The sequence below is a fragment of the Chromobacterium vaccinii genome, from assembly GCF_000971335.1.
Taxonomy (GTDB): Bacteria; Pseudomonadota; Gammaproteobacteria; order Burkholderiales; family Chromobacteriaceae; genus Chromobacterium; species Chromobacterium vaccinii.
Genome location: NZ_JZJL01000058.1, coordinates 1 through 22,447, shown reverse-complemented (window position 1 = coordinate 22,447; position 22,447 = coordinate 1). Strand labels below are relative to the sequence as shown.

Annotated in this window: 22 protein-coding genes and 2 pseudogenes; 17 read left to right on the top strand and 7 right to left on the bottom strand. The window is 61.6% G+C overall.

Going from position 1 to position 22,447, the window contains the following annotated elements:
* The 3 genes and pseudogenes from VL52_RS20345 to VL52_RS20330 form a co-directional block, all read right to left on the bottom strand.
* A pseudogene (locus VL52_RS20345) lies at positions 1 to 242 on the bottom strand (Tim44 domain-containing protein); the annotation flags it as partial.
* A gap of 54 nt (positions 243 to 296) precedes the next feature.
* A complete protein-coding gene (gene tsaA / locus VL52_RS20340; protein ID WP_046158754.1) occupies positions 297 to 995 on the bottom strand; it encodes a tRNA (N6-threonylcarbamoyladenosine(37)-N6)-methyltransferase TrmO in 699 nt (232 codons plus the stop codon).
* A 654-nt stretch (positions 996 to 1,649) separates the two neighbouring features.
* The gene (locus tag VL52_RS20330; RefSeq protein WP_046158759.1) at positions 1,650 to 2,411 is read right to left on the bottom strand and encodes a GNAT family N-acetyltransferase; all 762 of its coding nucleotides are present in this window, start codon (positions 2,409 to 2,411) and stop codon (positions 1,650 to 1,652) included.
* A 193-nt stretch (positions 2,412 to 2,604) separates the two neighbouring features.
* Between VL52_RS20330 and mnmG the strand changes: the two genes are divergently transcribed.
* The 16 genes from mnmG to glmS all read left to right on the top strand — a co-directional run bounded on the left by mnmG (position 2,605) and on the right by glmS (position 18,051).
* Positions 2,605 to 4,503, top strand: a complete 1,899-nt coding sequence (gene mnmG / locus VL52_RS20325) for a tRNA uridine-5-carboxymethylaminomethyl(34) synthesis enzyme MnmG (RefSeq protein ID WP_046158752.1) — start codon at positions 2,605 to 2,607, stop codon at positions 4,501 to 4,503.
* Complete coding sequence (gene rsmG / locus VL52_RS20320; RefSeq protein WP_046158751.1) at positions 4,500 to 5,129, top strand: 16S rRNA (guanine(527)-N(7))-methyltransferase RsmG; 630 nt, start codon at positions 4,500 to 4,502, stop codon at positions 5,127 to 5,129. Before mnmG ends, rsmG begins: the two co-directional genes overlap by 4 nt.
* A complete protein-coding gene (locus tag VL52_RS20315; protein ID WP_021474881.1) occupies positions 5,126 to 5,917 on the top strand; it encodes a ParA family protein in 792 nt (263 codons plus the stop codon). Before rsmG ends, VL52_RS20315 begins: the two co-directional genes overlap by 4 nt.
* A gap of 4 nt (positions 5,918 to 5,921) precedes the next feature.
* Entirely contained in the window at positions 5,922 to 6,779 is an 858-nt protein-coding gene (locus VL52_RS20310; RefSeq protein ID WP_046158750.1) for a ParB/RepB/Spo0J family partition protein, read from the top strand.
* Between the two features lie 91 nt (positions 6,780 to 6,870).
* Positions 6,871 to 7,233 carry an ATP synthase subunit I gene (locus tag VL52_RS20305; RefSeq protein ID WP_046158749.1) on the top strand — a complete coding sequence of 121 codons (363 nt, stop codon included), beginning with the start codon at positions 6,871 to 6,873 and terminating at the stop codon, positions 7,231 to 7,233.
* A 10-nt stretch (positions 7,234 to 7,243) separates the two neighbouring features.
* Positions 7,244 to 8,056, top strand: a complete 813-nt coding sequence (gene atpB, locus VL52_RS20300) for a F0F1 ATP synthase subunit A (RefSeq protein WP_046158748.1) — start codon at positions 7,244 to 7,246, stop codon at positions 8,054 to 8,056.
* Positions 8,057 to 8,120: 64 nt separating this feature from the next.
* Positions 8,121 to 8,408, top strand: a complete 288-nt coding sequence (gene atpE / locus VL52_RS20295; RefSeq protein ID WP_021474885.1) for a F0F1 ATP synthase subunit C — start codon at positions 8,121 to 8,123, stop codon at positions 8,406 to 8,408.
* 58 nt (positions 8,409 to 8,466) lie between these two features.
* Positions 8,467 to 8,937 carry a F0F1 ATP synthase subunit B gene (locus tag VL52_RS20290; RefSeq protein ID WP_021474886.1) on the top strand — a complete coding sequence of 157 codons (471 nt, stop codon included), beginning with the start codon at positions 8,467 to 8,469 and terminating at the stop codon, positions 8,935 to 8,937.
* Positions 8,938 to 8,944: 7 nt separating this feature from the next.
* Positions 8,945 to 9,481 carry a F0F1 ATP synthase subunit delta gene (locus VL52_RS20285; protein ID WP_046158747.1) on the top strand — a complete coding sequence of 179 codons (537 nt, stop codon included), beginning with the start codon at positions 8,945 to 8,947 and terminating at the stop codon, positions 9,479 to 9,481.
* 8 nt (positions 9,482 to 9,489) lie between these two features.
* Positions 9,490 to 11,034: a F0F1 ATP synthase subunit alpha gene (gene atpA, locus VL52_RS20280; RefSeq protein WP_046158746.1), complete on the top strand. Its 1,545-nt coding sequence runs from the start codon at positions 9,490 to 9,492 to the stop codon at positions 11,032 to 11,034.
* A 39-nt stretch (positions 11,035 to 11,073) separates the two neighbouring features.
* Complete coding sequence (atpG, locus tag VL52_RS20275) at positions 11,074 to 11,940, top strand: F0F1 ATP synthase subunit gamma (RefSeq protein ID WP_046158745.1); 867 nt, start codon at positions 11,074 to 11,076, stop codon at positions 11,938 to 11,940.
* 42 nt (positions 11,941 to 11,982) lie between these two features.
* Positions 11,983 to 13,380 carry a F0F1 ATP synthase subunit beta gene (gene atpD / locus VL52_RS20270; RefSeq protein ID WP_046158744.1) on the top strand — a complete coding sequence of 466 codons (1,398 nt, stop codon included), beginning with the start codon at positions 11,983 to 11,985 and terminating at the stop codon, positions 13,378 to 13,380.
* Between the two features lie 11 nt (positions 13,381 to 13,391).
* Positions 13,392 to 13,814 (top strand): F0F1 ATP synthase subunit epsilon, encoded by a 423-nt coding sequence (locus tag VL52_RS20265; RefSeq protein WP_046158743.1) that lies wholly within the window; start codon positions 13,392 to 13,394, stop codon positions 13,812 to 13,814.
* Positions 13,815 to 13,894: 80 nt separating this feature from the next.
* Positions 13,895 to 15,259 (top strand): bifunctional UDP-N-acetylglucosamine diphosphorylase/glucosamine-1-phosphate N-acetyltransferase GlmU, encoded by a 1,365-nt coding sequence (gene glmU, locus VL52_RS20260; protein WP_046158742.1) that lies wholly within the window; start codon positions 13,895 to 13,897, stop codon positions 15,257 to 15,259.
* Between the two features lie 168 nt (positions 15,260 to 15,427).
* Positions 15,428 to 16,222 carry a DeoR/GlpR family DNA-binding transcription regulator gene (locus VL52_RS20255; RefSeq protein ID WP_046158758.1) on the top strand — a complete coding sequence of 265 codons (795 nt, stop codon included), beginning with the start codon at positions 15,428 to 15,430 and terminating at the stop codon, positions 16,220 to 16,222.
* The gene (glmS, locus tag VL52_RS20250; RefSeq protein ID WP_046158741.1) at positions 16,222 to 18,051 is read left to right on the top strand and encodes a glutamine--fructose-6-phosphate transaminase (isomerizing); all 1,830 of its coding nucleotides are present in this window, start codon (positions 16,222 to 16,224) and stop codon (positions 18,049 to 18,051) included. The genes VL52_RS20255 and glmS overlap by 1 nt, the downstream gene beginning before the upstream one ends.
* A gap of 265 nt (positions 18,052 to 18,316) precedes the next feature.
* Here the strand turns inward: glmS and VL52_RS20245 are convergent.
* The 4 genes and pseudogenes from VL52_RS20245 to VL52_RS20230 form a co-directional block, all read right to left on the bottom strand.
* A pseudogene (locus VL52_RS20245) lies at positions 18,317 to 18,778 on the bottom strand (IS3 family transposase); the annotation flags it as partial.
* An 18-nt stretch (positions 18,779 to 18,796) separates the two neighbouring features.
* Positions 18,797 to 19,917 (bottom strand): IS3 family transposase gene (locus VL52_RS20240; protein ID WP_438939065.1). Its coding sequence is split into 2 segments (ribosomal slippage): positions 18,797 to 19,659 and positions 19,659 to 19,917, totalling 1,122 coding nucleotides; the frame shifts between segments, so codons are not numbered across the junction.
* Positions 19,918 to 19,953: 36 nt separating this feature from the next.
* Complete coding sequence (locus VL52_RS25705) at positions 19,954 to 20,262, bottom strand: IS3 family transposase (protein ID WP_160298973.1); 309 nt, start codon at positions 20,260 to 20,262, stop codon at positions 19,954 to 19,956.
* Between the two features lie 119 nt (positions 20,263 to 20,381).
* On the bottom strand, positions 20,382 to 20,675 hold the full coding sequence (locus VL52_RS20230) for a transposase (protein WP_046158739.1): 294 nt from the start codon (positions 20,673 to 20,675) through the stop codon (positions 20,382 to 20,384).
* A 1,007-nt stretch (positions 20,676 to 21,682) separates the two neighbouring features.
* Here VL52_RS20230 and VL52_RS20225 point away from each other — a divergent pair.
* Positions 21,683 to 22,447: condensation domain-containing protein (locus VL52_RS20225; RefSeq protein ID WP_200896068.1), on the top strand; the 765-nt coding region annotated here is incomplete at its 3' end.

The window sequence follows — 22,447 nt, the reverse complement described above, 5'->3', positions numbered from 1 at the left end:
GCCAGCGCGGTGCCCACGCCGCTCTTGGCCGGAGCCTGAGCCGGCGGCACGGCTGCGCCGCGCGGCGTGGGCGCGGCCATCGGTTGCGGAGCCGGAGTGCTCGGCTGGTAGCTGCGGGTGGGAACGGAGCGCTGCATGCCTGCGCTCTTGCCCTTGCCCAGGCGCGCGGCCTCGGCAAACGGGGTGGCCAACACGGAAACCATGGTGAAGGCGAGTACGATCGTCTTCGCGCGAGTGGTCATGTTTTATTTTCCTGGTAGGTTTGAATTGCCCGGGTATGACCGGGCCGATGCGAATTAGTTTTGTGCCGCCGGCAGAATTTCAAGCACGCGCGCGACGCCGCCGGCGATGCCGAAGCGCACATTGTAGCAATACAGCGACACGCCGTAGATCCGCTCCGGATCGGCCTGGTAGGCCGGGCGCGGGTCCTGCGCCAGCACCTGCTCCACCAGCAGCGCGAGGCCGGCCGGCGCGTCCGCCTCGGCCAGATGTCGCCGCGCGGCCTCGCTCCACTCCACCCGCAGCAGCGGGGGAGGGCCGTCGACGAAGCCGCCCGACGCGTCCGGCCGCGACTCCACGAAGGGAATGTAGGGCTTGATGTCCAGCACCGGGGTGCCGTCCAGCAGGTCGGCGCCGGCCAGCTCCAGCGCCACGCCGTTGTCGACGCTCACCGAAACCAGTTCCACCAGCGACAGGCCCATCGGGTTCGGGCGGTGGGTGGAGCGGCTGGCGAACACGCCCACCTTGGCGTTGCCGCCCAGCCTGGGCGGCCGCACCAGCGGCTGCCAGCCCCGGCTCATGGTCTGGTGGAACACGAAGCTGATCCAGACATGCGAAAACTCAACCAGGCCGCGCACGCAGTCCGGATGGTCGTACGGCGGCAGCAGCTCCAGCCGCACGCGGGCGGCGCTGACTAGCGACGGCTGGCGCGGAATGCCGAATTTCTCGCGATACGGCGAATGGATGACGCCTATCGGTTCAAAACTGTAGTTCATGCCGGGATTGTAGCACTGGTAATCCCTTGGGTATTTTGTCGTTTATTTTGATGTTTTTGTGAAATAATTTTCCTTTTTGTTTTGGTTTTTTTGAAGAAAGTTGGCGAAGGGGGATGGGTGGAGCGCGGAGAAGAACAGAAAACACAGGGTGTCGCGGTCCGGGATGGCGCGCGCGCGATGGCGTCTGGCTGATCGCGGCGGCGGCGTTGATCGGGCTGGGGAGAGCGTGGCCGGCCATGGGTGGCGGCTTCGCTGTGCTAGGCATTGGCTTGGCGATATGGATGATTTTCCGCGGGCGGCGCGCCGCAAACCGGTTGGTGGTCTGGGAGGCGGCCGGCAGGCTGCATCTGCGGGGTCTCTGGCTTACCCGAATCATTGACTGCGGGGAGCTGGCTGCCGTTGGATTTTACTACCGGGGCCATGGGCCTGTCGGCGTCAGGGTGTCGCTGCGTCGCGGCGGCGCAGTCGATTGCGCGTGCCTGGGGCCTTGGGCAGGCGTGGAGGAAAGAGTGGCGTTCGCCGATGCGGTCGAAGCGTTCTGTCTCGCCCGGGGTTGGCGTTTCGATGCCGGCAGCGAGCGCTGGCGGCCCTGAGCGCCGCGGCGGAGCGGACGCAAGCCGGGCAGGACGGCGGCCCGGCTTGCATCGGGCAGGGTCAGGCTGCGGCCGCGCCGATGAAGTGCTTGTTGTGGCGCGCGCTGAGCCGGCTCATGGGCAGCAGCATGAAGAAGTCGGCGCAGTTGAAGTCGGGGTCCCAGGCGGGTTCGCCGCAGACATGGGCGCCGGCGCGCAGGTAGCCCTTGATCAGCGGCGGCAGCGGCACCGGCGCGCTGTCGTCTATCACGCGGTCCAGCGGCAGCGGCAGGTGGGGAAACACCCGCCATTCGGCCGGCGACAGATATTGGCCTTCCAGCTGGCGGTACAGGCTGACCGCCTGGTGGCCGCCGTCGGTCAGCGACACGCTGGCGCAGCCGGCGAGATAGGCGCCGCCTTGCTGCTGCACGTAATCGGCCAGGCCGGACCACAACAGCGCGATCACCGCGCCGGAGCGGAAGTCGCGGTGCACGCAGGAACGGCCCATTTCAATCAACCCATCGCGCAGATGGGAAAGGCGGGAGAGGTCGAACTCATGCTCGGAATACAGGCGCGGCGCGCGGCGCGCGTTGGTGGGAGACAGCATGCGGTAGGTGCCCACCACCATGCCGCTGTTGTGGTCCTCGACGATCAGGTGATCGCACAGCTCATCGTATTCGTCGCAATCTATGCCCAAGTCCCGCGACGCCAACTCCGCGCCCATTTCTCCCGCAAAGACTTCGTAGCGCAGCTTCTGCGCGCGGCGGATATCCTCGGCGCCCTGGGCCAGGCGCACGGCCAGGCGCGGCTTGGTCCTGTTTGCAAGCTGTTCATTTAGCAGCATGTTTTGCCCCTCGTTGTGGTTCGCCACATGCTAGGGGGGCTGTTTGACGTTGCGATGTCCATATCATGACTATGCGGTGAAGGGTCTTTGACGTTTCGGTGACGGCGGCGGGGTTATTGAAATCAAAGACTTATCAGCCAAACTGTTTTGGCGTAAAATAACCCGTTTTTCCGTTCGGTTTGCTCTTTCAGCCATGATTTATCCGACAAGCTTCGACGTGATAGTGGTGGGCGGCGGTCACGCCGGCACCGAGGCCGCGCTGGCGGCCGCGCGCATGGGCTGCGCCACGCTCCTTCTTACGCACAACATCGAAACCCTGGGCCAGATGTCGTGCAATCCGTCGATCGGCGGCATCGGCAAAGGCCATCTGGTGAAAGAGGTGGACGCGCTGGGCGGCGCGATGGCGCTGGCCACCGACATCGGCGGCATCCAGTTCCGCACGCTGAACGCGTCCAAGGGCCCCGCTGTGCGCGCCACCCGCGCCCAGGCCGACCGCATCCTGTACAAAGCCGCCATCCGCGAGATGCTGGAGAACCAGCCCAACCTGACGCTGTTCCAGCAGCCGGTGGACGATCTCTTGATCGAGGGCGACCGTGTGGTCGGCGCCATCACCGCCATCGGCATCACCTTTCGCGCCAAGACCGTGGTGCTGACCGCTGGCACCTTCCTGTCCGGCAAGATCCACGTCGGCATGGAGAACTACACCGGCGGCCGCGCCGGCGACCAGGCGGCGAGCACGCTGGGCGAGCGCCTGCGCGAGCTGGACCTGCCGGTGGGCCGCTTGAAGACCGGCACCCCGCCGCGCATCGACGGCCGCAGCGTCGACTTCTCTGTGATGGAAGAGCAGCCGGGCGACACGCCGGAGCCGGTGTTTTCCTACCGCGGCAAGCGCGAGATGCATCCGAAGCAGCTGCCGTGCTGGATCACCCACACCAACGAGCGCACCCACGACATCATCCGCGGCGGCTTCGACCGCAGCCCGATGTTCACCGGCGTGATCGAAGGCGTCGGCCCGCGCTACTGCCCGTCGATCGAAGACAAGATCAACCGCTTCGCCGACAAGGACAGCCATCAGGTGTTCCTGGAGCCGGAGGGCCTGACGACGCACGAATTCTATCCGAACGGCATCTCCACCAGCCTGCCGTTCGACATCCAGCTGGCCGCCGTGCGCTCGATCCGCGGCATGGAGAACGCCCACATCCTGCGCCCCGGCTACGCGATCGAATACGATTATTTCGACCCGCGCGGCCTGAAGGCCTCGCTGGAAACCAAGGCCATCCAGGGCCTGTTCTTCGCCGGCCAGATCAACGGCACCACCGGCTATGAAGAAGCCGCCGCCCAAGGGCTGCTGGCCGGCCTGAACGCCGGTCTGTTCGCCCGCGAGCGGGACGCCTGGTGCCCGCGCCGCGACGAGGCCTACCTTGGCGTGCTGGTCGACGACCTGATCACCAAGGGCGTGTCCGAGCCTTACCGCATGTTCACCAGCCGCGCCGAATTCCGTCTCCAGTTGAGAGAAGACAACGCCGACCTGCGCCTGACCGAGATGGGCCGCAAGCTGGGCGTGGTGGGCGACGAGCAGTGGGACGCCTTCTGCCGCAAGCGCGACGCCGTCGAGGCGGAAAAGGCGCGCCTGCAGACCACCTGGCTGCATCCGTCCAAGCTTGCCGACCCGTCCGCGCTGGCGAGCGTGCTGGGCAAGCCTATCGAGCGCGAATACACGCTGCAGGACCTGCTCAAGCGCCCCAATGTGGCCTACCGCGAGCTGATGGCGGTGCCGGAAGCCGCCGACGGCGCGCCGGAACTGGCCGACGAGGTTGCCGAGCAGGTGGAAATTCAGGTCAAATACCAGGGATACATCAATCGCCAGAACGAAGAGCTGGCGCGCCGCGACAATCTGGAAGACATCCGTCTGCCGGGCGACATCGACTACAGCCTGGTCAAGGGCCTGTCCAAGGAAGTGCAGCAGAAGCTGAACCAGCAGCGTCCGGAGACGCTGGGCCAGGCTTCTCGCATCCAGGGCATCACCCCGGCCGCCGTCGCCCTGCTGATGGTGCACCTGAAGCGCGGCTTCACCGACGCTAAGACCGCATGACACTACATACCACCGAATTGAAACAGGGGCTGGCGCAACTGGCGCTGGATTTGACCGAACCGCAGCTGGAGCTGCTGGAGCGCTATCTGGCGCTGCTGGTCAAGTGGAACCAGACCTACAACCTCACCGCCATCCGCCAGGAAGAGCGGATGGTCAGCTATCATTTGCTGGACAGCCTGAGCCTGGTGCCGCATCTGGCCGGCGGCACGCGGATGCTGGACGTCGGCTCCGGCGGCGGCATGCCCGGCATCCCGACCGCCATCGCGCGGCCGGACCTGCAGGTGGCGCTCTTGGATTCCAACCACAAGAAAACCACCTTCCTGCGCCAGGTGGTGCTGGAGCTGGGCCTGCCCAATGTGCAGGTGGTCACCGACCGCGTCGAGGCTTACCAGCCGGAGCAGAAGTTCGATCGCATCACCAGCCGCGCGTTCTCGGAGCTGTCCGAGTTCGTCAAGCTGACTCGCCACCTGCTGGCCGACGACGGCCAGTACGTGGCGATGAAGGGCGTGTATCCGTATGAGGAAATCGCCTTGCTGCCGCAAGGCGTGGCGGTTTCGGAGGTGCTGCCGGTAACGGTGCCGGGGCTGGACGCCGAACGCCATCTGGTGAGGATGGTGCTGCAATGAATCCACGCGTGATCGCGGTGGCCAACCAGAAGGGCGGGGTGGGCAAGACCACCACCGTCGTCAATCTGGCGGCCGGTTTGGCCGAGCTCGGCCGGCGGGTGCTGATCGTCGATCTGGACCCGCAGGGCAACGCCACCATGGGCAGCGGCATCGCCAAGCAGTCGCTGGAGAAATCCGGCTACGACGTGCTCTTGGGCGAGGCCACCATCGAGGAGGCGCGCCAGGACGCCAAGGCCGGCGGCTACCATGTGCTGCCCGCCAACCGCGATCTGGGGGGCGCCGAACTGGAGCTGGTCAACGAGCTGGCGCGCGAGGCGAGGCTGAAGAGCGCGCTGGCCGAAGTGGCCGGCCAGTACGACTACGTGCTGATCGACAGCCCGCCGTCGCTGAACTTGCTGACGCTGAACGGCCTGGTGGCCGCCGACAGCGTGCTGATCCCGATGGTGTGCGAGTATTACGCGCTGGAAGGCTTGTCCGACCTGGTGGCCACGCTGCGCAAGGTGAGGGTGGCGGTCAATCCCAAGATCGAGATCATGGGCTTGCTGCGCACCATGTTCGACGCCCGCAACAACCTGTCGCAACAGGTGTCGGAACAGCTGGCCCGCCACTTCGGCGAGAAAGTGTTCCAGACCGTGATTCCGCGCAATGTGCGCCTGGCCGAGGCGCCCAGCCACGGCCTGCCGGGCCTGGTCTACGACCGCAGCTCGCGCGGCGCCCAGGCTTACCTCGCGCTGGCGCAAGAGCTGGTCGAGCGCCTCGAACCCGCAACCGCAACTCCCACCGTCTGACAATATGGCCAAACTCAAAGGATTGGGGCGCGGACTCGACGCGCTCCTGTCCACCGTTGACGCGGTGGACGACAGACTTTCCACTCTTCCCATCGACAGCATCCGTCCCGGCAAGTATCAGCCCCGCAGCTTCATGAACGAGGCGGCGCTGGACGAACTGGCCGCGTCCATCCGCGCCCAGGGCATCATCCAGCCCCTGATCGTGCGCGAGCTGGGCCTGGGCGACTATGAATTGATCGCCGGCGAGCGCCGCTGGCGCGCGTCGCGCAAGGCCGGCCTCTCCGAGGTGCCGGTGGTGATCAAGAGCGTGCCCGACGAGGCGGCGCTGGCGATGGCGCTGATCGAGAACATCCAGCGCCAGGAGCTGGACCCGATCGAGGAGGCGCAGGGCATCAAGCGGCTGGTCGACGAGTTCGGCCTGACCCATGAGGCCGCCGCCGACGCGGTGGGCCGCTCGCGCAGCGCGGTGTCCAACCTGCTGCGCCTGCTGGCGCTGCCGCAGCCCTTGCAGCAGATGATGCACGAGGGCCAGCTGGAGATGGGCCACGCGCGCGCCTTGCTGAGCCTGCCGACGGTTTTCCAGCTGGAATTGGCCAACGAAGCGGTGCGAAAAGGGATGTCGGTGCGCGAGGTGGAGCGCCGAGTACAACAGCATGCTGCGCAAAAAACCACAGTTGCGCCGCAGCAAAAACGCGTCGATCCCGACGTGGCGCGGCTGGAAGAGCAGGTTTCCGAGGCCATCGGCGCTCGTGTCAGCATCCGCCAGGCATCCGGCGGATGCGGCAAGCTGGTCATAGATTATGCGAGTCTGGACGAGCTGGATTTCCTGCTGGAGAGGTTGCAAAAAAATCCTAAGAAATGAGTTTGTTGCAGCGCAAAAAGTCTGCTGGAGCAAAGTTGACGCAACTCAAGCCCAAAGCCTATAATCCAGCGGTTTTTTTGCACTGGCGATCATGATCTATTCGGAAGTGAAGCGCGTGCTGCGCCTGCAGGCCAGTTTGGTCGGCCTGGCCGTAGTGGTCGCGCTACTCGCCAGCGCAGGCAGCGTGACTGTCGCCGTGTCCGCCTTGCTGGGCGGTTTGGCGGTGCTGGCGCCGGCTCTGGTGTACGCCAGGATCGCTTACGCCAAGCGTCACGTGGCGCCCGCGGCGCTGATCAAGGCGCATTTTCTGGCCGAGGCGGTAAAGTTTTGCCTGACCGTACTGCTAAGTGGTGTGGTTTTGGCCAGTTTCAAGGATTTGTCCGTAGTCGGATTTTTGGGTGGGTTCTTTGCCGCCACCTCCGGCTACGGCTTCGGGCTTCTAATCAAAAATTGAGAAAAGAGCGATGGCAAGCAACGCAACCGATTACATCAAGCACCATCTCACCTTCTGGAATTCGGATCCTTCCGCCGGCTTCTGGAGCCTGCACGTAGACACCTTCTCCATTTCGCTGGTTCTCGGCTTCCTGTTCGCCGCCGTGTTCGCGGTGGTGGCGCGCCGCGCCAGCATCGAAGCGCCTGGCCGCCTGCAGCTGTTCGTCGAGATGATCGTCGAGATGGTGCAGACCCAGGTTCGCGAAGTGTTCCACGGCAAGAGCAAGATGATCGCCCCGCTGGCGCTGACCATCTTCTGCTGGGTGTTCCTGATGAACTTCATGGACTTGTTCCCGGTAGACCTGTTCCCGATGGCCGCGCAGTGGATCGGCTACGCCTTCTTCGGCCTGGAGCCGCACCACGTGTACTTCCGCGTCGTGCCGTCCGCCGACGTGAACTCCACTTTCGCCATGTCGCTGTCGGTGCTGATCCTGATCGTCGGCTTCTCGATCAAGGCCAAGGGCCTCGGCGGCTGGGGCAAGGAACTGCTGACCGCTCCGTTCCACAGCTCCCACCCGGTCGGCGCCATCATCCTGGCTCCGCTGAACTTCGCGTTCCAGCTGGTCGAACTGGCCGCCAAGCCGATTTCGCTCTCTCTTCGTTTGTTCGGCAACCTGTACGCCGGCGAACTGATCTTCATCCTGATCGCGCTGCTGCCTTGGGGCCTGCAGTGGGTGCTGGGCGCGCCGTGGGCGATCTTCCACATCCTGATCATCACCCTGCAGGCCTTCGTGTTCATGATGCTGACCATCGTGTACCTGAGCCTGGCGGTGGAAGCGCACTGATTTACCGTAGATTCATCCTTCTTTTTACCCAACCATCCTTGCTTTAAGTCTTAGGAGATACACAATGGAAGCACTCGTTTCTCAGATTCAGTCGATGACCGCTATCGCTGCCGCTCTGATCATTGGCCTCGGCGCTCTGGGCACCGCTATCGGCTTCGCCATTCTGGGTGGCAAGTTCCTCGAGTCCTCCGCTCGCCAGCCGGAAATGATCCCGGTTCTGCAAACCAAGCTGTTCATCATCGCCGGTCTGCTGGACGCGATCTCCATGATCGGCGTTGGTGTTGCCATGCTGTTCACCTTCAACAACCCGTTCCTGTCCGCTGCCCTGGCTATCGTTAAGGCGGCTCACTAATCCGTTTCCGACGGATATGTAGACGGTTGTTGCAGTCATACTCTGGAGGAAAACAAGCGTGGAATTTAACGTAACACTACTGGGCCAGGCGATCACGTTCGCCATCCTGGTATGGTTCACCATGAAGTTTGTTTGGCCTCCGCTTACCAACATGATGGATGAGCGGGCCAAGCGTATCGCTGATGGCTTGGCCGCCGCGGAACGCGGCAAGCAGGATCTGGAAGCCGCTGAAAAGCGCGTTGCGGACGAAATCCGCAAGGCGAAGCAGCAGGCTACCGAGATCGTGGTTGCCGCCGAGAAGCGTGCTAACCAGATCGTGGATGAAGCCAAGGAAGCGGCGCGCACCGAAGGTGCCCGCATCGTGGCCGACGCCAAGTCTGAAATCGACCAGGAAGTGCTGCGCGCCAAGGAATCCCTGCGCGCGCATGTCGCCGACCTGGCCGTTTCCGGCGCCGAGAAGATCCTGCGCAAGGAGATCGACGCCGCTAAGCACGCCGACCTGCTTGCCTCCATCAAAGCGGAGTTTTAACTAACTCATGGCAGAACTCATTACCGTCGCAAGGCCCTACGCCGAAGCGGTATACAGCCTCGCCACGGAACAGGGCAAGCTCGACCAGTGGTCGGACGCGCTGTCGTGGCTGGCTGCCATGGTGAACAACCCGGATCTGGCCCAAGTCGTCACCAATCCGAAACATACCGCACAAGAGGTTGAGGCGCTGATGCTGGATGTGCTCGGCACGCGCGGCAACGATGAGGTGAAACGCTTCATCGCCGCGCTGATCGAGAACGCCCGTTTGACGCTGCTGCCTGAAATCGCCGCGCAGTTTGAATTGCTGAAGGCGCAATCGGAAAACATCGTGGACGCCCTGGTGGAGTCCGCTTTTGCTTTGTCCGATGAACAGAAAGCCGAACTGACCAACACGCTTTCCAAGAAGTACGGCAAAGCCGTGCGTCTTGACGTGCGTGAGAACGCCGACCTGATCGGCGGCGTTCGCGTGTCGGTGGGCGATGACGTCATCGACGCTTCCGTGCGCGGCAAACTGCAGGCAATGGCAGCAAGCCTCAAGAATTAGGAGAGATCATGCAGTTGAACCCCTCTGAAATCAGCGATCTGATCAAGGCCAAGATCCAGAATCTGGCTGAAGGCGCTGAAGTTCGCACCAAGGGCACGGTTATCTCCGTGACCGACGGTATCGTCCGCATCCACGGCCTGGCCGATGTGATGCAGGGCGAAATGCTCGAATTCCCGGGCAACACCTTTGGCCTCGCCATGAACCTGGAGCGCGACTCTGTCGGCGCCGTGGTGCTGGGCGAGTACGAGCACATCTCCGAAGGCGACGAAGTCAAGTGCACCGGCCGCATTCTGGAAGTGCCGGTTGGTCCGGAACTGGTTGGCCGCGTGGTGAACGCCCTGGGCCAGCCTATCGACGGCAAGGGCCCGATCAACGCCAAGCTGTCCAGCCCGATCGAAAAGATCGCGCCGGGCGTGATTGCGCGTCAATCGGTATCCCAGCCGATGCAGACCGGCCTGAAGGCCATCGACTCGATGGTTCCGGTCGGCCGCGGCCAGCGTGAGCTGATCATTGGCGACCGTCAGACCGGCAAGACTGCCGTCGCTCTCGACGCCATCGTCAACCAGAAGGGCAACGGCGTCATCTGCATCTACGTAGCCGTAGGCCAGAAGGCATCGTCGATCGCCAACGTGGTGCGCAAGCTGGAAGAGCACGGCGCGATGGAACACACCATCATCGTGGCCGCCACCGCTTCCGAAGCCGCCGCGCTGCAGTTCATCGCGCCGTACTCCGGCTGCACCATGGGCGAATACTTCCGCGACATCGGCGAAGACGCGCTGATCGTATACGACGACTTGTCCAAGCAAGCCGTGGCATACCGTCAGATTTCGCTGCTGCTGCGCCGTCCGCCGGGCCGCGAAGCCTACCCGGGCGACGTGTTCTATCTCCACTCCCGTCTGCTGGAGCGCGCTTCCCGCATCAACGAGGATGAAGTGGAAAAACTGACCAAGGGCGCCGTGAAGGGCAAGACCGGTTCGCTGACCGCTCTGCCTATCATCGAAACCCAGGCCGGCGACGTGTCCGCCTTCGTTCCGACCAACGTGATCTCGATCACCGATGGCCAGATCTTCCTGGAATCCGACCTCTTCAACGCAGGTATCCGTCCGGCCATCAACGCCGGTATCTCGGTATCTCGCGTCGGCGGCGCGGCCCAGACCAAGGTCATCAAGAAGCTGGGCGGTGGTATCCGTCTGGCGCTGGCCCAGTACCGCGAGCTGGCGGCGTTTGCGCAATTCGCTTCCGATCTGGACGAAGCGACCCGCAAGCAGCTGTCGCACGGCGAAGTCGTGACCGAGCTGATGAAGCAGAAGCAGTTCTCCACCCTGTCTACCGCCGAAATGGCGCTGACCCTGTGGGCGGTGAACAAGGGTTCGTATGAAGACGTGCCGGTGAAGAAGGCTCTGGCGTTTGAGGCCGAGTTCCTGGCCAACGTGCGCGCGAACCACGCTGATGTGCTGAAGGCCGTGAACGCCTCCGGCGATCTGTCTGCCGACAATGAGAAGGTACTGGCCAAGGCGATGGAATCGTTCAAGGCTGGCTACAGCTTCAACTGAGCCTTAGCCTCAAGTCGTAGCTAGAGAAAGGTTCAGGATATGGCAGTCGGTAAAGAGATTCTCACCAAGATCCGAAGCGTGCAAAACACGCAGAAGATCACCCGCGCTATGCAGATGGTGTCGACCTCGAAGATGCGCAAAACGCAAGAGCGTATGCGCGCTGCCCGTCCTTACGCCGAGAAGGTGCGCACGGTTATGGCGCACCTCGCTCAGGCGAACGCGGAACTTGGTCACCCGCTGCTTGCCCGTCGTGACGTGGTCAAGCGCGCCGGCATCATCCTGGTTTCCTCCGACAAGGGTCTTTGCGGCGGCCTGAACGTGAACTCGTTCAAGCGCTTCTTTGCCAAGGTCAAGGAATTGCGGGATCAGAACGTCGAAATCGACGTTTGCTGCCTGGGCCAGAAAGGCCTGGCGGCAGCCCAGCGCGCCCGTCTCAACGTGGTGGCTAGCGCGGTCCATCTCGGCGACGTGCCGAAGATGGAAAAACTGATTGGCCCGCTTACCGTTCTGTTCAGCCAGTACGCTGAAGGTGAACTGGATGCGGTTTACATCGTCTACTCCGGCTTCGTGAATACCATGAAGCAGGAGCCGGCACTTGAACAGCTGCTTCCGCTGACTCCGCACCATATGGTGGTGGAGCATTCGCACTCGTGGGATTACCTGTACGAGCCGGATGCGCCGACGCTGATGGAATTCTTGGTGCGTCGTTATCTGGAATCGGTGGTGTACCAGGCTCTGGCCGAGAACATGGCTTCCGAGCAGGCCGCGCGGATGGTGGCGATGAAAGCCGCCACCGACAACGCGGGCAACACCATCAAGCAGCTGCGCCTGGTATACAACAAGGCGCGTCAGGCGGCGATTACCACCGAGTTGTCGGAAATCGTGGCGGGCGCCGCAGCGGTGTAAGCCGTTTACGGAACTGTGAAAAGTTTATTTTAGGAAGCGATAATGAGCCAAGGCAAAATCGTACAAATCATTGGCGCGGTGATCGACGTGGAGTTTCCGCGCGATGCCATGCCGAAGATTTATGATGCCCTGAAGCTGGTTGACGTCGATCTGACGCTTGAAGTTCAGCAACAGCTGGGCGACGGCGTGGTCCGCACCATTGCTATGGGTAGCTCCGACGGTCTGAAGCGTGGCATGGTTGTTGCCAGCACCGGCGCACCGATCTCGGTGCCGGTGGGCACCGCCACCCTCGGCCGCATCATGGACGTACTGGGTAACCCGGTGGACGAAGCTGGTCCGGTGGCTACCGACAAGCGTCGCGCCATTCACCAGACCGCTCCGAAGTTTGACGAGCTGTCCGCCGCCACCGACCTGCTGGAAACCGGCATCAAGGTGATCGACCTGCTGTGTCCGTTCGCCAAGGGCGGCAAAGTGGGCCTGTTCGGCGGCGCCGGCGTGGGCAAGACCGTGAACATGATGGAACTGATCAACAACATCGCCAAGGCGCACTCGGGTCTGTCCGTGTTTGCCGGCGTTGGTGAGCGCACTCGTGAAGGCAACGACTTCTATCACGAGATGAAGGACTCCAACGTTCTGGATAAGGTGGCGATGGTTTACGGCCAGATGAACGAGCCGCCGGGCAACCGTCTGCGCGTGGCGCTGACCGGCCTGACCATGGCCGAGCACTTCCGCGACGAGAAGGACGAAAGCGGCAAAGGCCGCGACGTGCTGCTGTTCGTGGACAACATCTACCGTTACACCCTGGCCGGTACCGAAGTGTCCGCCCTGCTGGGCCGTATGCCGTCCGCGGTGGGCTACCAGCCGACGCTGGCCGAGGAAATGGGCCGTCTGCAAGAGCGTATTACTTCGACCAAGGATGGTTCCATCACTTCCATCCAGGCCGTATACGTCCCTGCCGATGACTTGACCGACCCGTCCCCGGCGACCACCTTCGCCCACTTGGACGCAACCGTGGTTCTGTCGCGCGATATCGCCTCGCTGGGTATCTACCCGGCCGTGGACCCGCTCGACTCCACCTCGCGCCAGCTGGATCCGCTGGTCGTCGGCGAAGAGCATTACTCGGTCGCCCGCGGCGTGCAGTCCACGCTGCAGCGCTACAAGGAACTGCGCGATATTATCGCGATTCTGGGTATGGACGAACTGTCCGAGGAAGACAAGCTGGTCGTGGCTCGCGCCCGTAAGATCCAGCGCTTCCTGTCCCAGCCGTTCCACGTGGCCGAAGTATTTACCGGTTCGCCGGGCAAATACGTTTCGCTGCGCGAAACCATCAAGGGCTTCAAGGCGATTATTGCTGGCGAATACGACCACCTGCCGGAACAAGCGTTCTACATGGTTGGTGGCATTGAAGAAGCCGTCGAGAAAGCCAAGACGCTTAACTAAGGAGAGGGCTAATGTCCAAGATGCATGTGGAAGTGGTTAGCACCGAACAACTCATCTATTCCGGTGAGGCCGAGTTTGTCGTGGCGCCGGCTACCGAAGGTGAGATCGGTATCTATCCGCAACACGTGCCGCTCCTGACCCGTATCAAGCCTGGTGTCCTGCGCCTTCGGGTGCCGGGCAGCAAGGACGAAGTACTGGTGGCGGTGTCCGGTGGCATGATGGAAGTGCAACCGACGCTGATCACCGTACTCGCCGATACGGCGATTCGCGGCGAGGATCTCGATGAGGCCCGCGCCAATGAGGCGAAACGCGCTGCCGAGGATGCCCTCAAGCACGCGACCGACGACATGAGCACGGCCAAGGCCCACGTTGCACTGGCGCTGGCCATTGCCGAGCTCAAGACGCTGGACTACCTCAAGAAGCGCGCTCACTGAATGCGCGAGACGTAATCGTGTATAGTGCAGGCTGCCACGCAAGTGGCAGCCTTTTTCCGTTCTGGTGAAGCAAAAAGATCATGGATAGTCTGAGTATCGTCATTCTGGCTGCCGGCAAAGGCAAGCGCATGTATTCCTCCCAGCCCAAAGTCCTGCATCCGATCGGCGGCGAGCCGATGCTGGCGCGGGTGATCCGTACCGCGCGCGGCTTGAATCCGTCCCGCCTGGTGGTGGTGTACGGCCATGGCGGCGAGCAGGTGCGGGCCAGAATTCAGGATGCGGACATCGTATGGGCCGAGCAGGCGGAGCAACTGGGCACCGGCCACGCGCTGAAGATGGCGCTGCCGCACCTGCCGGCGGACGGCAAGACCTTGGTGCTGTATGGCGACGTGCCGCTGACCCGCGCCTCCACACTGCAGCGGTTGATCGATGCGGCCGGCAAGGGCATGGCCGTGCTGACCGATATGCTGGATGACGCCAGCGGCTACGGCCGCATGGTGCGTGGGGCAGACGGCAAGCTGACAGCCATCGTCGAGCACAAGGATTGCACGCCGGAACAGTTGAATATCCGCGAGATCAACACCGGCATGATGGTGCTGCCGAATGCGCGATTGGCGGGATGGCTGAACGCGCTGAACAACGGCAACGCCCAGGGCGAATACTATCTGACCGACGTGCTGGAACTGGCGGTGCACGACGGCGTGGCGGTGGAAAGCGCCAACGTCGACGCCAGCTGGGAAGCCGCCGGCGTCAACAACAAGCTGCAACTCTCGGAGTTGGAGCGCATTCTGCAAGCCAATCAGGCGCGAGCGCTGCTGGAAGCCGGCGTCACGCTGGCCGACCCGGCGCGGATCGACATCCGCGGCGAGCTCAAGCATGGCATGGACGTCAGCATCGACGTCGGCTGCGTGTTCGAGGGCGTGGTGGCATTGGGCGACAACGTGGAAATCGGCGCGCACTGCGTGCTGAAGAACGTGAAGATCGCCTCCGGCACCCGGATCGCGCCGTTCTCGCATCTGGAGGACGCGGCGGTGGGCGAGGAGTGCAGGATCGGGCCGTACGCGCGCCTGCGTCCGGGCGCGGAGCTGGCCGGACACGTGCACATCGGCAACTTCGTCGAGGTGAAGAAGAGCAAGATCGGCGACGGCTCCAAGGTCAACCACCTGAGCTATATCGGCGACGCCGAGATCGGCCGCAAGGTCAACGTCGGCGCCGGTTCGGTCACCTGCAACTACGACGGCGTCAACAAGTTCAAGACCCTGATCGGCGACAACGTCTTCGTCGGCTCGGGCACGCTGATGGTGGCGCCGGTGCGGTTGGAGCGAGACTCCACGATCGGCGCCGGCTCGGTGATCAGCAAGGACACCCCGGCTGGCGAACTGACCGTGGCGCGCGCGCGCCAGGTGACGGTGCCGGGCTGGAAGCGGCCGCAGAAAAAGAGCTGATTCCGCTCGCGCGCAGGACCCGCGCCCGGCGTTTCTCCAATGGGGAACGCCGGGCGTTTTTCATGTGTTTCGGCCGCAGCCCGGCGGCGCCGCTTTCTTTCGAAATAGGCCTTGCCAAGGCAAAACTTGCGCTGCTATCATCCAAAAACTTTCGAAGCGAAACTTGTGATGACAAAACGAAACACCCAGCAGCGCCGCCATGCCATCGCCGCGCTGGTGCAGGAGCGGGGCGAAGTCAGCGTGGAAGAGCTGACCCAGCGCTTCGCCACGTCCGAGGTCACCATCCGAAAAGACCTGGCCCTGCTGGAAACCGGCGGCCTGTTGCTGCGCCGCTACGGCGGCGCGGTGTCGCTGCCCAGCGAAATGGCGGCCGAACCGGATGTCGGCAAAGTTTCGAAACGAAAGCAGGCAATCGCCCGCGCGGCGGCGGAAAGGCTGCGCGACCACAATCGCGTCATCATCGACAGCGGCACCACCACCAGCGCGATGATTCCGTTGCTGGGCGGCAAGCGCGGCCTGGTGGTGATGACCAACTCGCTGAACGTGGCCGGCCAACTGCGCGAGCTGGAGAACGAACCCATCCTGCTGATGACCGGCGGCACCTGGGACCCGCATTCGGAGTCGTTCCAGGGCCAGATCGCCGAACAGGCGCTGCGTTCCTACGATTTCGACCAATTGTTCATCGGCGCCGACGGCATAGACCTGGAGCGCGGCACCACCACCTTCAACGAGCTGGTGGGGCTGTCCCGCGTGATGGCGGAAGTGGCGCGCGAGGTGATCGTGATGGTGGAGTCGGAAAAGATCGGCCGCCGCATTCCCAATCTGGAATTGCCGTGGGACAGGATCCACACCCTGGTGACCGACGATGCGTTGGGCCAGGAAGCCAGAGACAAGATTCAAGCGAAGGGCGTGACGCTGATTTGCGCGCCCGCAGTTCAAGACAGTAGTGCAAGGAGAAAATAATGTGCGGCATTGTTGGCGCCATCGCCAAGCGTAATATCGTTCCCATCCTGGTGGATGGCCTGAAGCGTCTGGAATACCGCGGTTATGATTCCGCCGGCGTGGCCGTGCTGGCCGGCGACGAGATCCGCCGCGTGCGCCGCGTCGGCCGCGTGGCCGAAATGGAAAGCGCCGCCGCCGAGGAAAGCCTGCAAGGCCAGCTCGGCATCGGCCACACCCGCTGGGCCACCCACGGCGGCGTGACCGAACCCAACGCCCACCCGCACGTTTCTTTCGGCAAAATCGCCGTGGTGCACAACGGCATCATCGAGAACCACGAAGAGCAGCGTCAGCGTCTGAAAGACCTGGGCTATGCGTTTGAGTCGCAAACCGACACCGAAGTCATCGCCCATCTGGTGCACCACTACTACCAGGCCGGCACCAGCCTGTTCGACGCCGTCAAACAGGCGACCCGCGAGCTGACCGGCGCCTACGCCATCGGCGTCATCGCCGTCGACCGTCCGGACCAACTGGTGTGCGCGCGCATGGGCTGCCCGCTGCTGGTGGGCCTGGGCGAAGGCGAAAACTTCATCGCCTCCGACGTTTCCGCCATCCTGTCCGCCACCCGCCGCGTCATCTTCCTGGAGGAGGGCGACCTGGGCCTGCTCACCCGCGACGGCGTCAAGCTGATCGACAAGCACGACCAGCCCATCGAACGCGCGGTGCACGTCTCCGACGTCTCGCTGGCCTCGCTGGAGCTGGGGCCGTACAGCCACTTCATGCAGAAGGAAATCCACGAGCAGCCCAAGGCGCTGTCCGACACCATCGAAGCGGTGCTGGACCATGGCTTCAGCCCGGCGCTGTTCGGCGACGCCGCTGCCACGCTGATGCCCAAGCTCAAGGGCGTCAAGATTCTGGCCTGCGGCACCAGCTACTACGCCGGCCTCACCGCCAAGTACTGGATCGAAACCATCGCCGGCGTGCAGTGCGACGTGGAAATCGCCAGCGAATACCGCTACCGCGCCGCCTGGGCGGACCCGGACTATCTGGTGGTCACCATTTCCCAGTCCGGCGAAACGCTGGACACCATGGAAGCGTTGAAGTACGCCCGCGAACTCGGTCATCACAGCGCGCTGTCGATCTGCAACGTACGCGAATCGGCCATCCCGCGCGCCAGCGACCTGGTGTTCTACACCCGCGCCGGCGCCGAAATCGGCGTGGCCTCCACCAAGGCGTTCACCACCCAGCTGGTCGGCCTGTTCGCGCTGGCGGTGACGCTGGGCAAGCTGCACGGCAAGGTAGCCGCCGCCGACGAAGCGCAATACCTGGACGAGCTGCGCCACCTGCCGGGCAGCGTGCAGCACGCGCTGAACCTGGAGCCGCAGATCAAGGCCTGGTCCGAGCGCTTCGCCGCCAAGGACAACGCCCTGTTCCTCGGCCGCGGCCTGCATTACCCCATCGCGCTGGAAGGCGCGCTGAAGCTGAAGGAAATCTCCTACATTCACGCCGAAGCCTACCCGGCCGGCGAACTGAAGCACGGCCCGCTGGCGCTGGTGGACGAGAACATGCCGGTGGTGGTGATCGCCCCCAACGATGCGCTGCTGGAGAAAGTGAAGTCGAACATGCAGGAAGTGCGCGCCCGCGGCGGCGAGCTGTTCGTGTTCGCCGACGCCGACAGCCATTTCAGCGAATCCGACGGCGTGCACGTGATTCGCACCCCGCGGCATGTCGGCGTCCTTAGCCCCATCGTCCACACCATCCCGGTGCAGATGCTGGCCTACCATGTCGCGCTGTCGCGCGGCACCGACGTGGACAAGCCGCGGAACCTGGCCAAGAGCGTGACGGTGGAGTGAGCCAATTCGGCGGCCGTGACTATTGTTGTTGAGCAACAATAGAATTTGACACGAAACAATATAATTTGACACAAGACAATATAATTTGACACATCGCACCCCCTCCCTATACTTCCTAGTGAGTAACTAATCGCTGGAGAGTGTAGTGAGGGGGCGTCGTTTCAAGACTCAGGCCGACATTGAACGGTACATTGAGCAGGGCTATGGCCAAGGTGAGGGGCTGGACTACAAACCATGGTCTGTCCCACTCCCCATGGACAGAGGGTTAAGCACTAAGCTCTGAACGGCGGCGTTCGAATTCAACCGGGGTCAGATACCCCAGGGTTGAATGACGTCGTTGGTGATTGTAAAAGCGGATGTAATCAAACACATCCGTACGCGCCTCCTCGTAGCTCCGGTAGTGGGTCAGATAAACACGTTCCGACTTCAATGAACGGAAGAAGCTCTCCATCGCTGCATTATCCCAGCAGTTCCCGGTGCGGGAGTGGCTCGGTACCATTCCGTGCCGTTTCAGCAATGCCTGGTAGGCAAAGGCACAGTACTGACTCCCGCGGTCCGAATGCAGAATCACCTCTCCTGAAGGCTGGCGGCGCGCCACTGCCATCGTCAGGGCAGCATGCGCCAGTTCTTGCTGCATTCGATGATGCATGGCCCAGCCCACTATCGCCCGGGAGTACAAGTCGAGCACCACCGCCAAGTACCGCCACCCTTCGCCGGTACGGATATAGGCGACGTCCCCCCACTTTCAGTAGCAGAGAGCTTTAGAGTCCAGGCTTAATTTACCTGATTTCTCTGCGAGTGATTCGGCATAGGCCGCCGGTGTCAAACCACCCAGTGCTTTCTTGGGCCTTTCGTTGTTGTATTCCCTACGCCAGGCTTCGATGACGACCTGGGTATGGCGCAGGCTGGTGAACCAGTGTTCGTTCAGGCACTCATCCCGGAAGCGCCCGTTAAATGATTCGATGTAAGCGTTCTGATTCGGCTTGCCTGGCTCGATCAGAATGAGCTGCACCCCACGAGCGTGTGCCCAGGTCAACATCGCCCGGCTGCAGAATTCCTTGCCGTTATCGGTCCGGATGGCTTTGGGCAAGCCACGTGTCTGCGCCAGCTGGTCGAGGACGCGGGTCAGATGCAGACCTCCCATCGCACGTTCCGGAACAATGGCGACTGCCTCATGCGTGGCATCATCGACTACGGTCAGATTCTTGATGACCCGCCCCTCTGCCGTTCGGTCGAACACAAAGTCCATCGACCAGACCTGATTGGCGGCCAAAGGACGGGCCAGTGGGTGACGGTCGGCCACAGGGATTTTCTTGCGCTTGCGCCGGCGAATTTGCAGACCGGCCTCAGCATAGAGCCGATCCACCCGCTTGTGATTGACCACCATGCCGCTCTGCCGCAGTTTCAAATAGATCATGCCGGCGCCGTAGCGTCGGTACCGTTGCGCGAGTGCGATGATCCTCGCTTTCAAGGCGGCATTGCGGTCGGTGGCGGGCTGATAGCGGAATGAACTGGGACTCATGCCGGCCAGGCGCAGCGATTTGCGCTCGCTGAGCCCTTTGCCCACCAGATGGCGCACCAGCTCCCGCCGTGACGGTGTGCTTACCACTTTTTTCTCAGGGCTTCTTTGGCAATCTCGTTCTCGAGCATGGTCTCGGCCAGGAGTTTTTTCAGGCGCGCATTCTCTGTCTCTAGCTCCTTGAGACGCTTGGCCTCCGAGACATTCATTCCGCCGAATTTGTTGCGCCAGAGGTAATAGCTGGCTTCCGAGAAGGCGTGCTTGCGGCACAGTTCGGCAATGGGCATTCCCGCGTTCGCTTCGCGCAGGAAGCCGATGATCTGTTCTTCGGTGAATCGTTTCTTCATATCCAATCTCCGTGTGTGGTTGATTGGACTCTAAAGTCATGTGCTACTCAATACCGGGGGGACGTCGTAGGTCATATCCGACACCCAACGCTGATTGATGTCGCCACCAGCAGCAAATTGTCGCTGCAGCAGATTAGGCGCCACGGGTAGAAGGTGTTGACCACCACTGACGGGTCGACAATGTCTAACCCTGATACCGTTTCGCCGCATCAGGCCCGCGATGCGATGCCGCCCGCAGGCGAAGCCCTGTGCAAGAAGTTCGGCATGAATACGCCGATGGCCATAAATACCATTGACCTCGGCATGCACCAGCCGGATTTCACGTAGTAGTTGTCGGTTCGCCATCTCTCGCGCCGAAGGTGGGCGGTGTAGCCACGCATAGTAGCCACTGCGGGACACACGAAACAGTTGGCACATCGGGGCTACCGGGTAGCGGTCCGACAGCGCCTGAATCGCGCGGAATTTCACTTCGTGGGTTGCGAGAAGATGGCGAGCGCCTTTTTTAGGACATCGCGCTCCATGGTAACGCGGGCCAGCTCATCCCGCAGTCGCTTGAGCTCGGCGGCTTCACCGGTCTGTTTGCCTCGGCCAGGGAAGGCGTCGGGTCCTGCGTCTTGGAGTTGACGCTTCCACTTGCCCAGCAGCGACTCGGTAATGTCAAAGGCTTGGGCAACATGCCGTAACGGGGTGCCGGCAAGCACCTGCTCAACCGCTTCGCGCTTGAGGGCCTCCGGGAAAGTACGTCTGGTCTTGGTCATGAACACTGCTCCTTGGTGGGGATTATCCACCTTAAGTTAGTGTCCACGGGGATCGGGACAGACCACTCAATACAGTCCTGAGAAAAACAGACCAGCAAGAAGTGCCGGGCCCGGTGGTTGCCGGGCTGGTAGTACAGCAGTCTGCGCCCCGTCAAGTAGGGGGCTCAGCTCTAGAGTTTGCAGCGTTATTTATTTGGCATTCCCCCCCACTTCTTCTATTGGCTGATTTTCTGGTCACTGTAAATCTTGTCGCAGTGATTGAAAATGGCGCATCAGGCTTTTGTTTTTTCACTTATCTTCATTCCGATACGTCTCGTTTCTTTTTTTAATATGGCTTTCGTTTTTCAAAGCATTTTTTCTTCCTTTTCAGCTCCATTTTTTTATGTCGATAGCAGCGCTTTCAATCTTCAGGATTGATTTTCCTGGGCTGTGGAAAGAGATAAAGCAGCCGTGACAAGCTGCAGCTGATAGAGGCATGGAAATACCAAAAGGATATTGAATGTAAATATTTACATTGTTTGACTTTATTTGATAGGAAGTTTTAGAGCTAATGTTCAACCAAACATGTATTGTAAACATTTAATTACAAATAATGGGGAAAACGACTATCTTTGTGATGCTATTATCAATATATCATTTAAAATTGTTACGAAAAAGATTGTCCACATGAGAATATTTTGATGATGGCATTTCCTTCCGGAAAATTGGCTACGTCAATTGTCATCTCATTATGGGTTTTTATGTTTTATAACTATTTTTAATAAAAATTTAATCAAATAAACTAATGACAAAACCTTGGTTTATTGTTCTGTTTCGATTCGTTTGGCAATGTGGTGTGTTGGTGTTGGTCGAGCGAGTTATGCCGTTGGGTTTGATTGATTCGTTTGGCTGGTTAGAGTTGCTTCCTAATTGATGCGTAGCGGCGGAGTTTGATTTCTCAAGTTGGTCGAAGTGGTTTCACCGCTTGGGTTTGATCGTTTCCTTGATTAACGCAGTAGGTAAAACTAATGAAAAACAGTGAATCGCCAATCCATCATTTTCAGGCATCTTCAGCACAGCTGGATGTATGGATTTCTCAGGAAGTTTCACCGAATCTGCCCAACAATATTGCCGAGTATCTGAATCTCGCCGGCTCGTTGGATGCTGGATTGTTTCTGCAGGCTTTAAGCCAGGTCGCCAGTGAGAGCGCGGAGCTGCAATACAACTTCCGTCACGATGGTCTCCAGTTGACCAAGTTTCGTCGAGATGATGAAGGCTGGGAGCCGGACTTCATCGATGTATCGACGCACGGCGAGCCGGAACACGCAGCCCTGCGCGCCATGCGGGAGCGGGTGGAGAAACCCTTCGATCTGGCGCGGGACGCGTTGTTTCGCTGGACCTTGATCCGCCTGGCCGACGAGCGCCACATCTTCTGCCATGTGTATCACCACATCGCGATGGATGGGGCCGGCTATGTGATGCTGCTGCAGCGCATAGCCGAGGTTTACGGCGCGCTGCGGGAAGGCCAGCCGGCACCGGCCTGCGGTTTCGCCGATGCGGATGCCATCGTCCGCGAGGAAGAGCGCTACCGCCAGTCGGAGCAGTTCGCGGTCGACCGGGCATTCTGGCAAGCGCGCTCGGCCGAGCTGGCGACGGCGGAGCCGCCGCTGCCGGCGGCCGATGGCCCGTTCCTGGCGTTCGCCCAGACGGCGGTGATTCCGGAAGACGCCTGCGGCGGGCTGCGGATGACGGCCGAGCGGCTGGGCGTCTCCCAGTCCCGTTTGCTGACAGCA

Excerpts from the sequence above, each read along its gene's own strand:
- atpD (WP_046158744.1), top strand. The coding sequence starts at position 11,983 with ATGAGCCAAGGCAAAATCGTACAAATCATTGGCGCGGTGATCGACGTG.
- VL52_RS20285 (WP_046158747.1), top strand. The coding sequence starts at position 8,945 with ATGGCAGAACTCATTACCGTCGCAAGGCCCTACGCCGAAGCGGTATAC.
- VL52_RS20305 (WP_046158749.1), top strand. The coding sequence starts at position 6,871 with ATGATCTATTCGGAAGTGAAGCGCGTGCTGCGCCTGCAGGCCAGTTTG.
- VL52_RS20310 (WP_046158750.1), top strand. The coding sequence starts at position 5,922 with ATGGCCAAACTCAAAGGATTGGGGCGCGGACTCGACGCGCTCCTGTCC.
- atpG (WP_046158745.1), top strand. The coding sequence starts at position 11,074 with ATGGCAGTCGGTAAAGAGATTCTCACCAAGATCCGAAGCGTGCAAAAC.
- VL52_RS20315 (WP_021474881.1), top strand. The coding sequence starts at position 5,126 with ATGAATCCACGCGTGATCGCGGTGGCCAACCAGAAGGGCGGGGTGGGC.
- VL52_RS20230 (WP_046158739.1), bottom strand. The coding sequence starts at position 20,675 with ATGACCAAGACCAGACGTACTTTCCCGGAGGCCCTCAAGCGCGAAGCG.
- glmU (WP_046158742.1), top strand. The coding sequence starts at position 13,895 with ATGGATAGTCTGAGTATCGTCATTCTGGCTGCCGGCAAAGGCAAGCGC.
- tsaA (WP_046158754.1), bottom strand. The coding sequence starts at position 995 with ATGAACTACAGTTTTGAACCGATAGGCGTCATCCATTCGCCGTATCGC.
- atpE (WP_021474885.1), top strand. The coding sequence starts at position 8,121 with ATGGAAGCACTCGTTTCTCAGATTCAGTCGATGACCGCTATCGCTGCC.
- VL52_RS25705 (WP_160298973.1), bottom strand. The coding sequence starts at position 20,262 with ATGGCGAACCGACAACTACTACGTGAAATCCGGCTGGTGCATGCCGAG.
- rsmG (WP_046158751.1), top strand. The coding sequence starts at position 4,500 with ATGACACTACATACCACCGAATTGAAACAGGGGCTGGCGCAACTGGCG.
- mnmG (WP_046158752.1), top strand. The coding sequence starts at position 2,605 with ATGATTTATCCGACAAGCTTCGACGTGATAGTGGTGGGCGGCGGTCAC.
- atpA (WP_046158746.1), top strand. The coding sequence starts at position 9,490 with ATGCAGTTGAACCCCTCTGAAATCAGCGATCTGATCAAGGCCAAGATC.
- atpB (WP_046158748.1), top strand. The coding sequence starts at position 7,244 with ATGGCAAGCAACGCAACCGATTACATCAAGCACCATCTCACCTTCTGG.
- glmS (WP_046158741.1), top strand. The coding sequence starts at position 16,222 with ATGTGCGGCATTGTTGGCGCCATCGCCAAGCGTAATATCGTTCCCATC.
- VL52_RS20265 (WP_046158743.1), top strand. The coding sequence starts at position 13,392 with ATGTCCAAGATGCATGTGGAAGTGGTTAGCACCGAACAACTCATCTAT.
- VL52_RS20330 (WP_046158759.1), bottom strand. The coding sequence starts at position 2,411 with ATGCTGCTAAATGAACAGCTTGCAAACAGGACCAAGCCGCGCCTGGCC.
- VL52_RS20255 (WP_046158758.1), top strand. The coding sequence starts at position 15,428 with ATGACAAAACGAAACACCCAGCAGCGCCGCCATGCCATCGCCGCGCTG.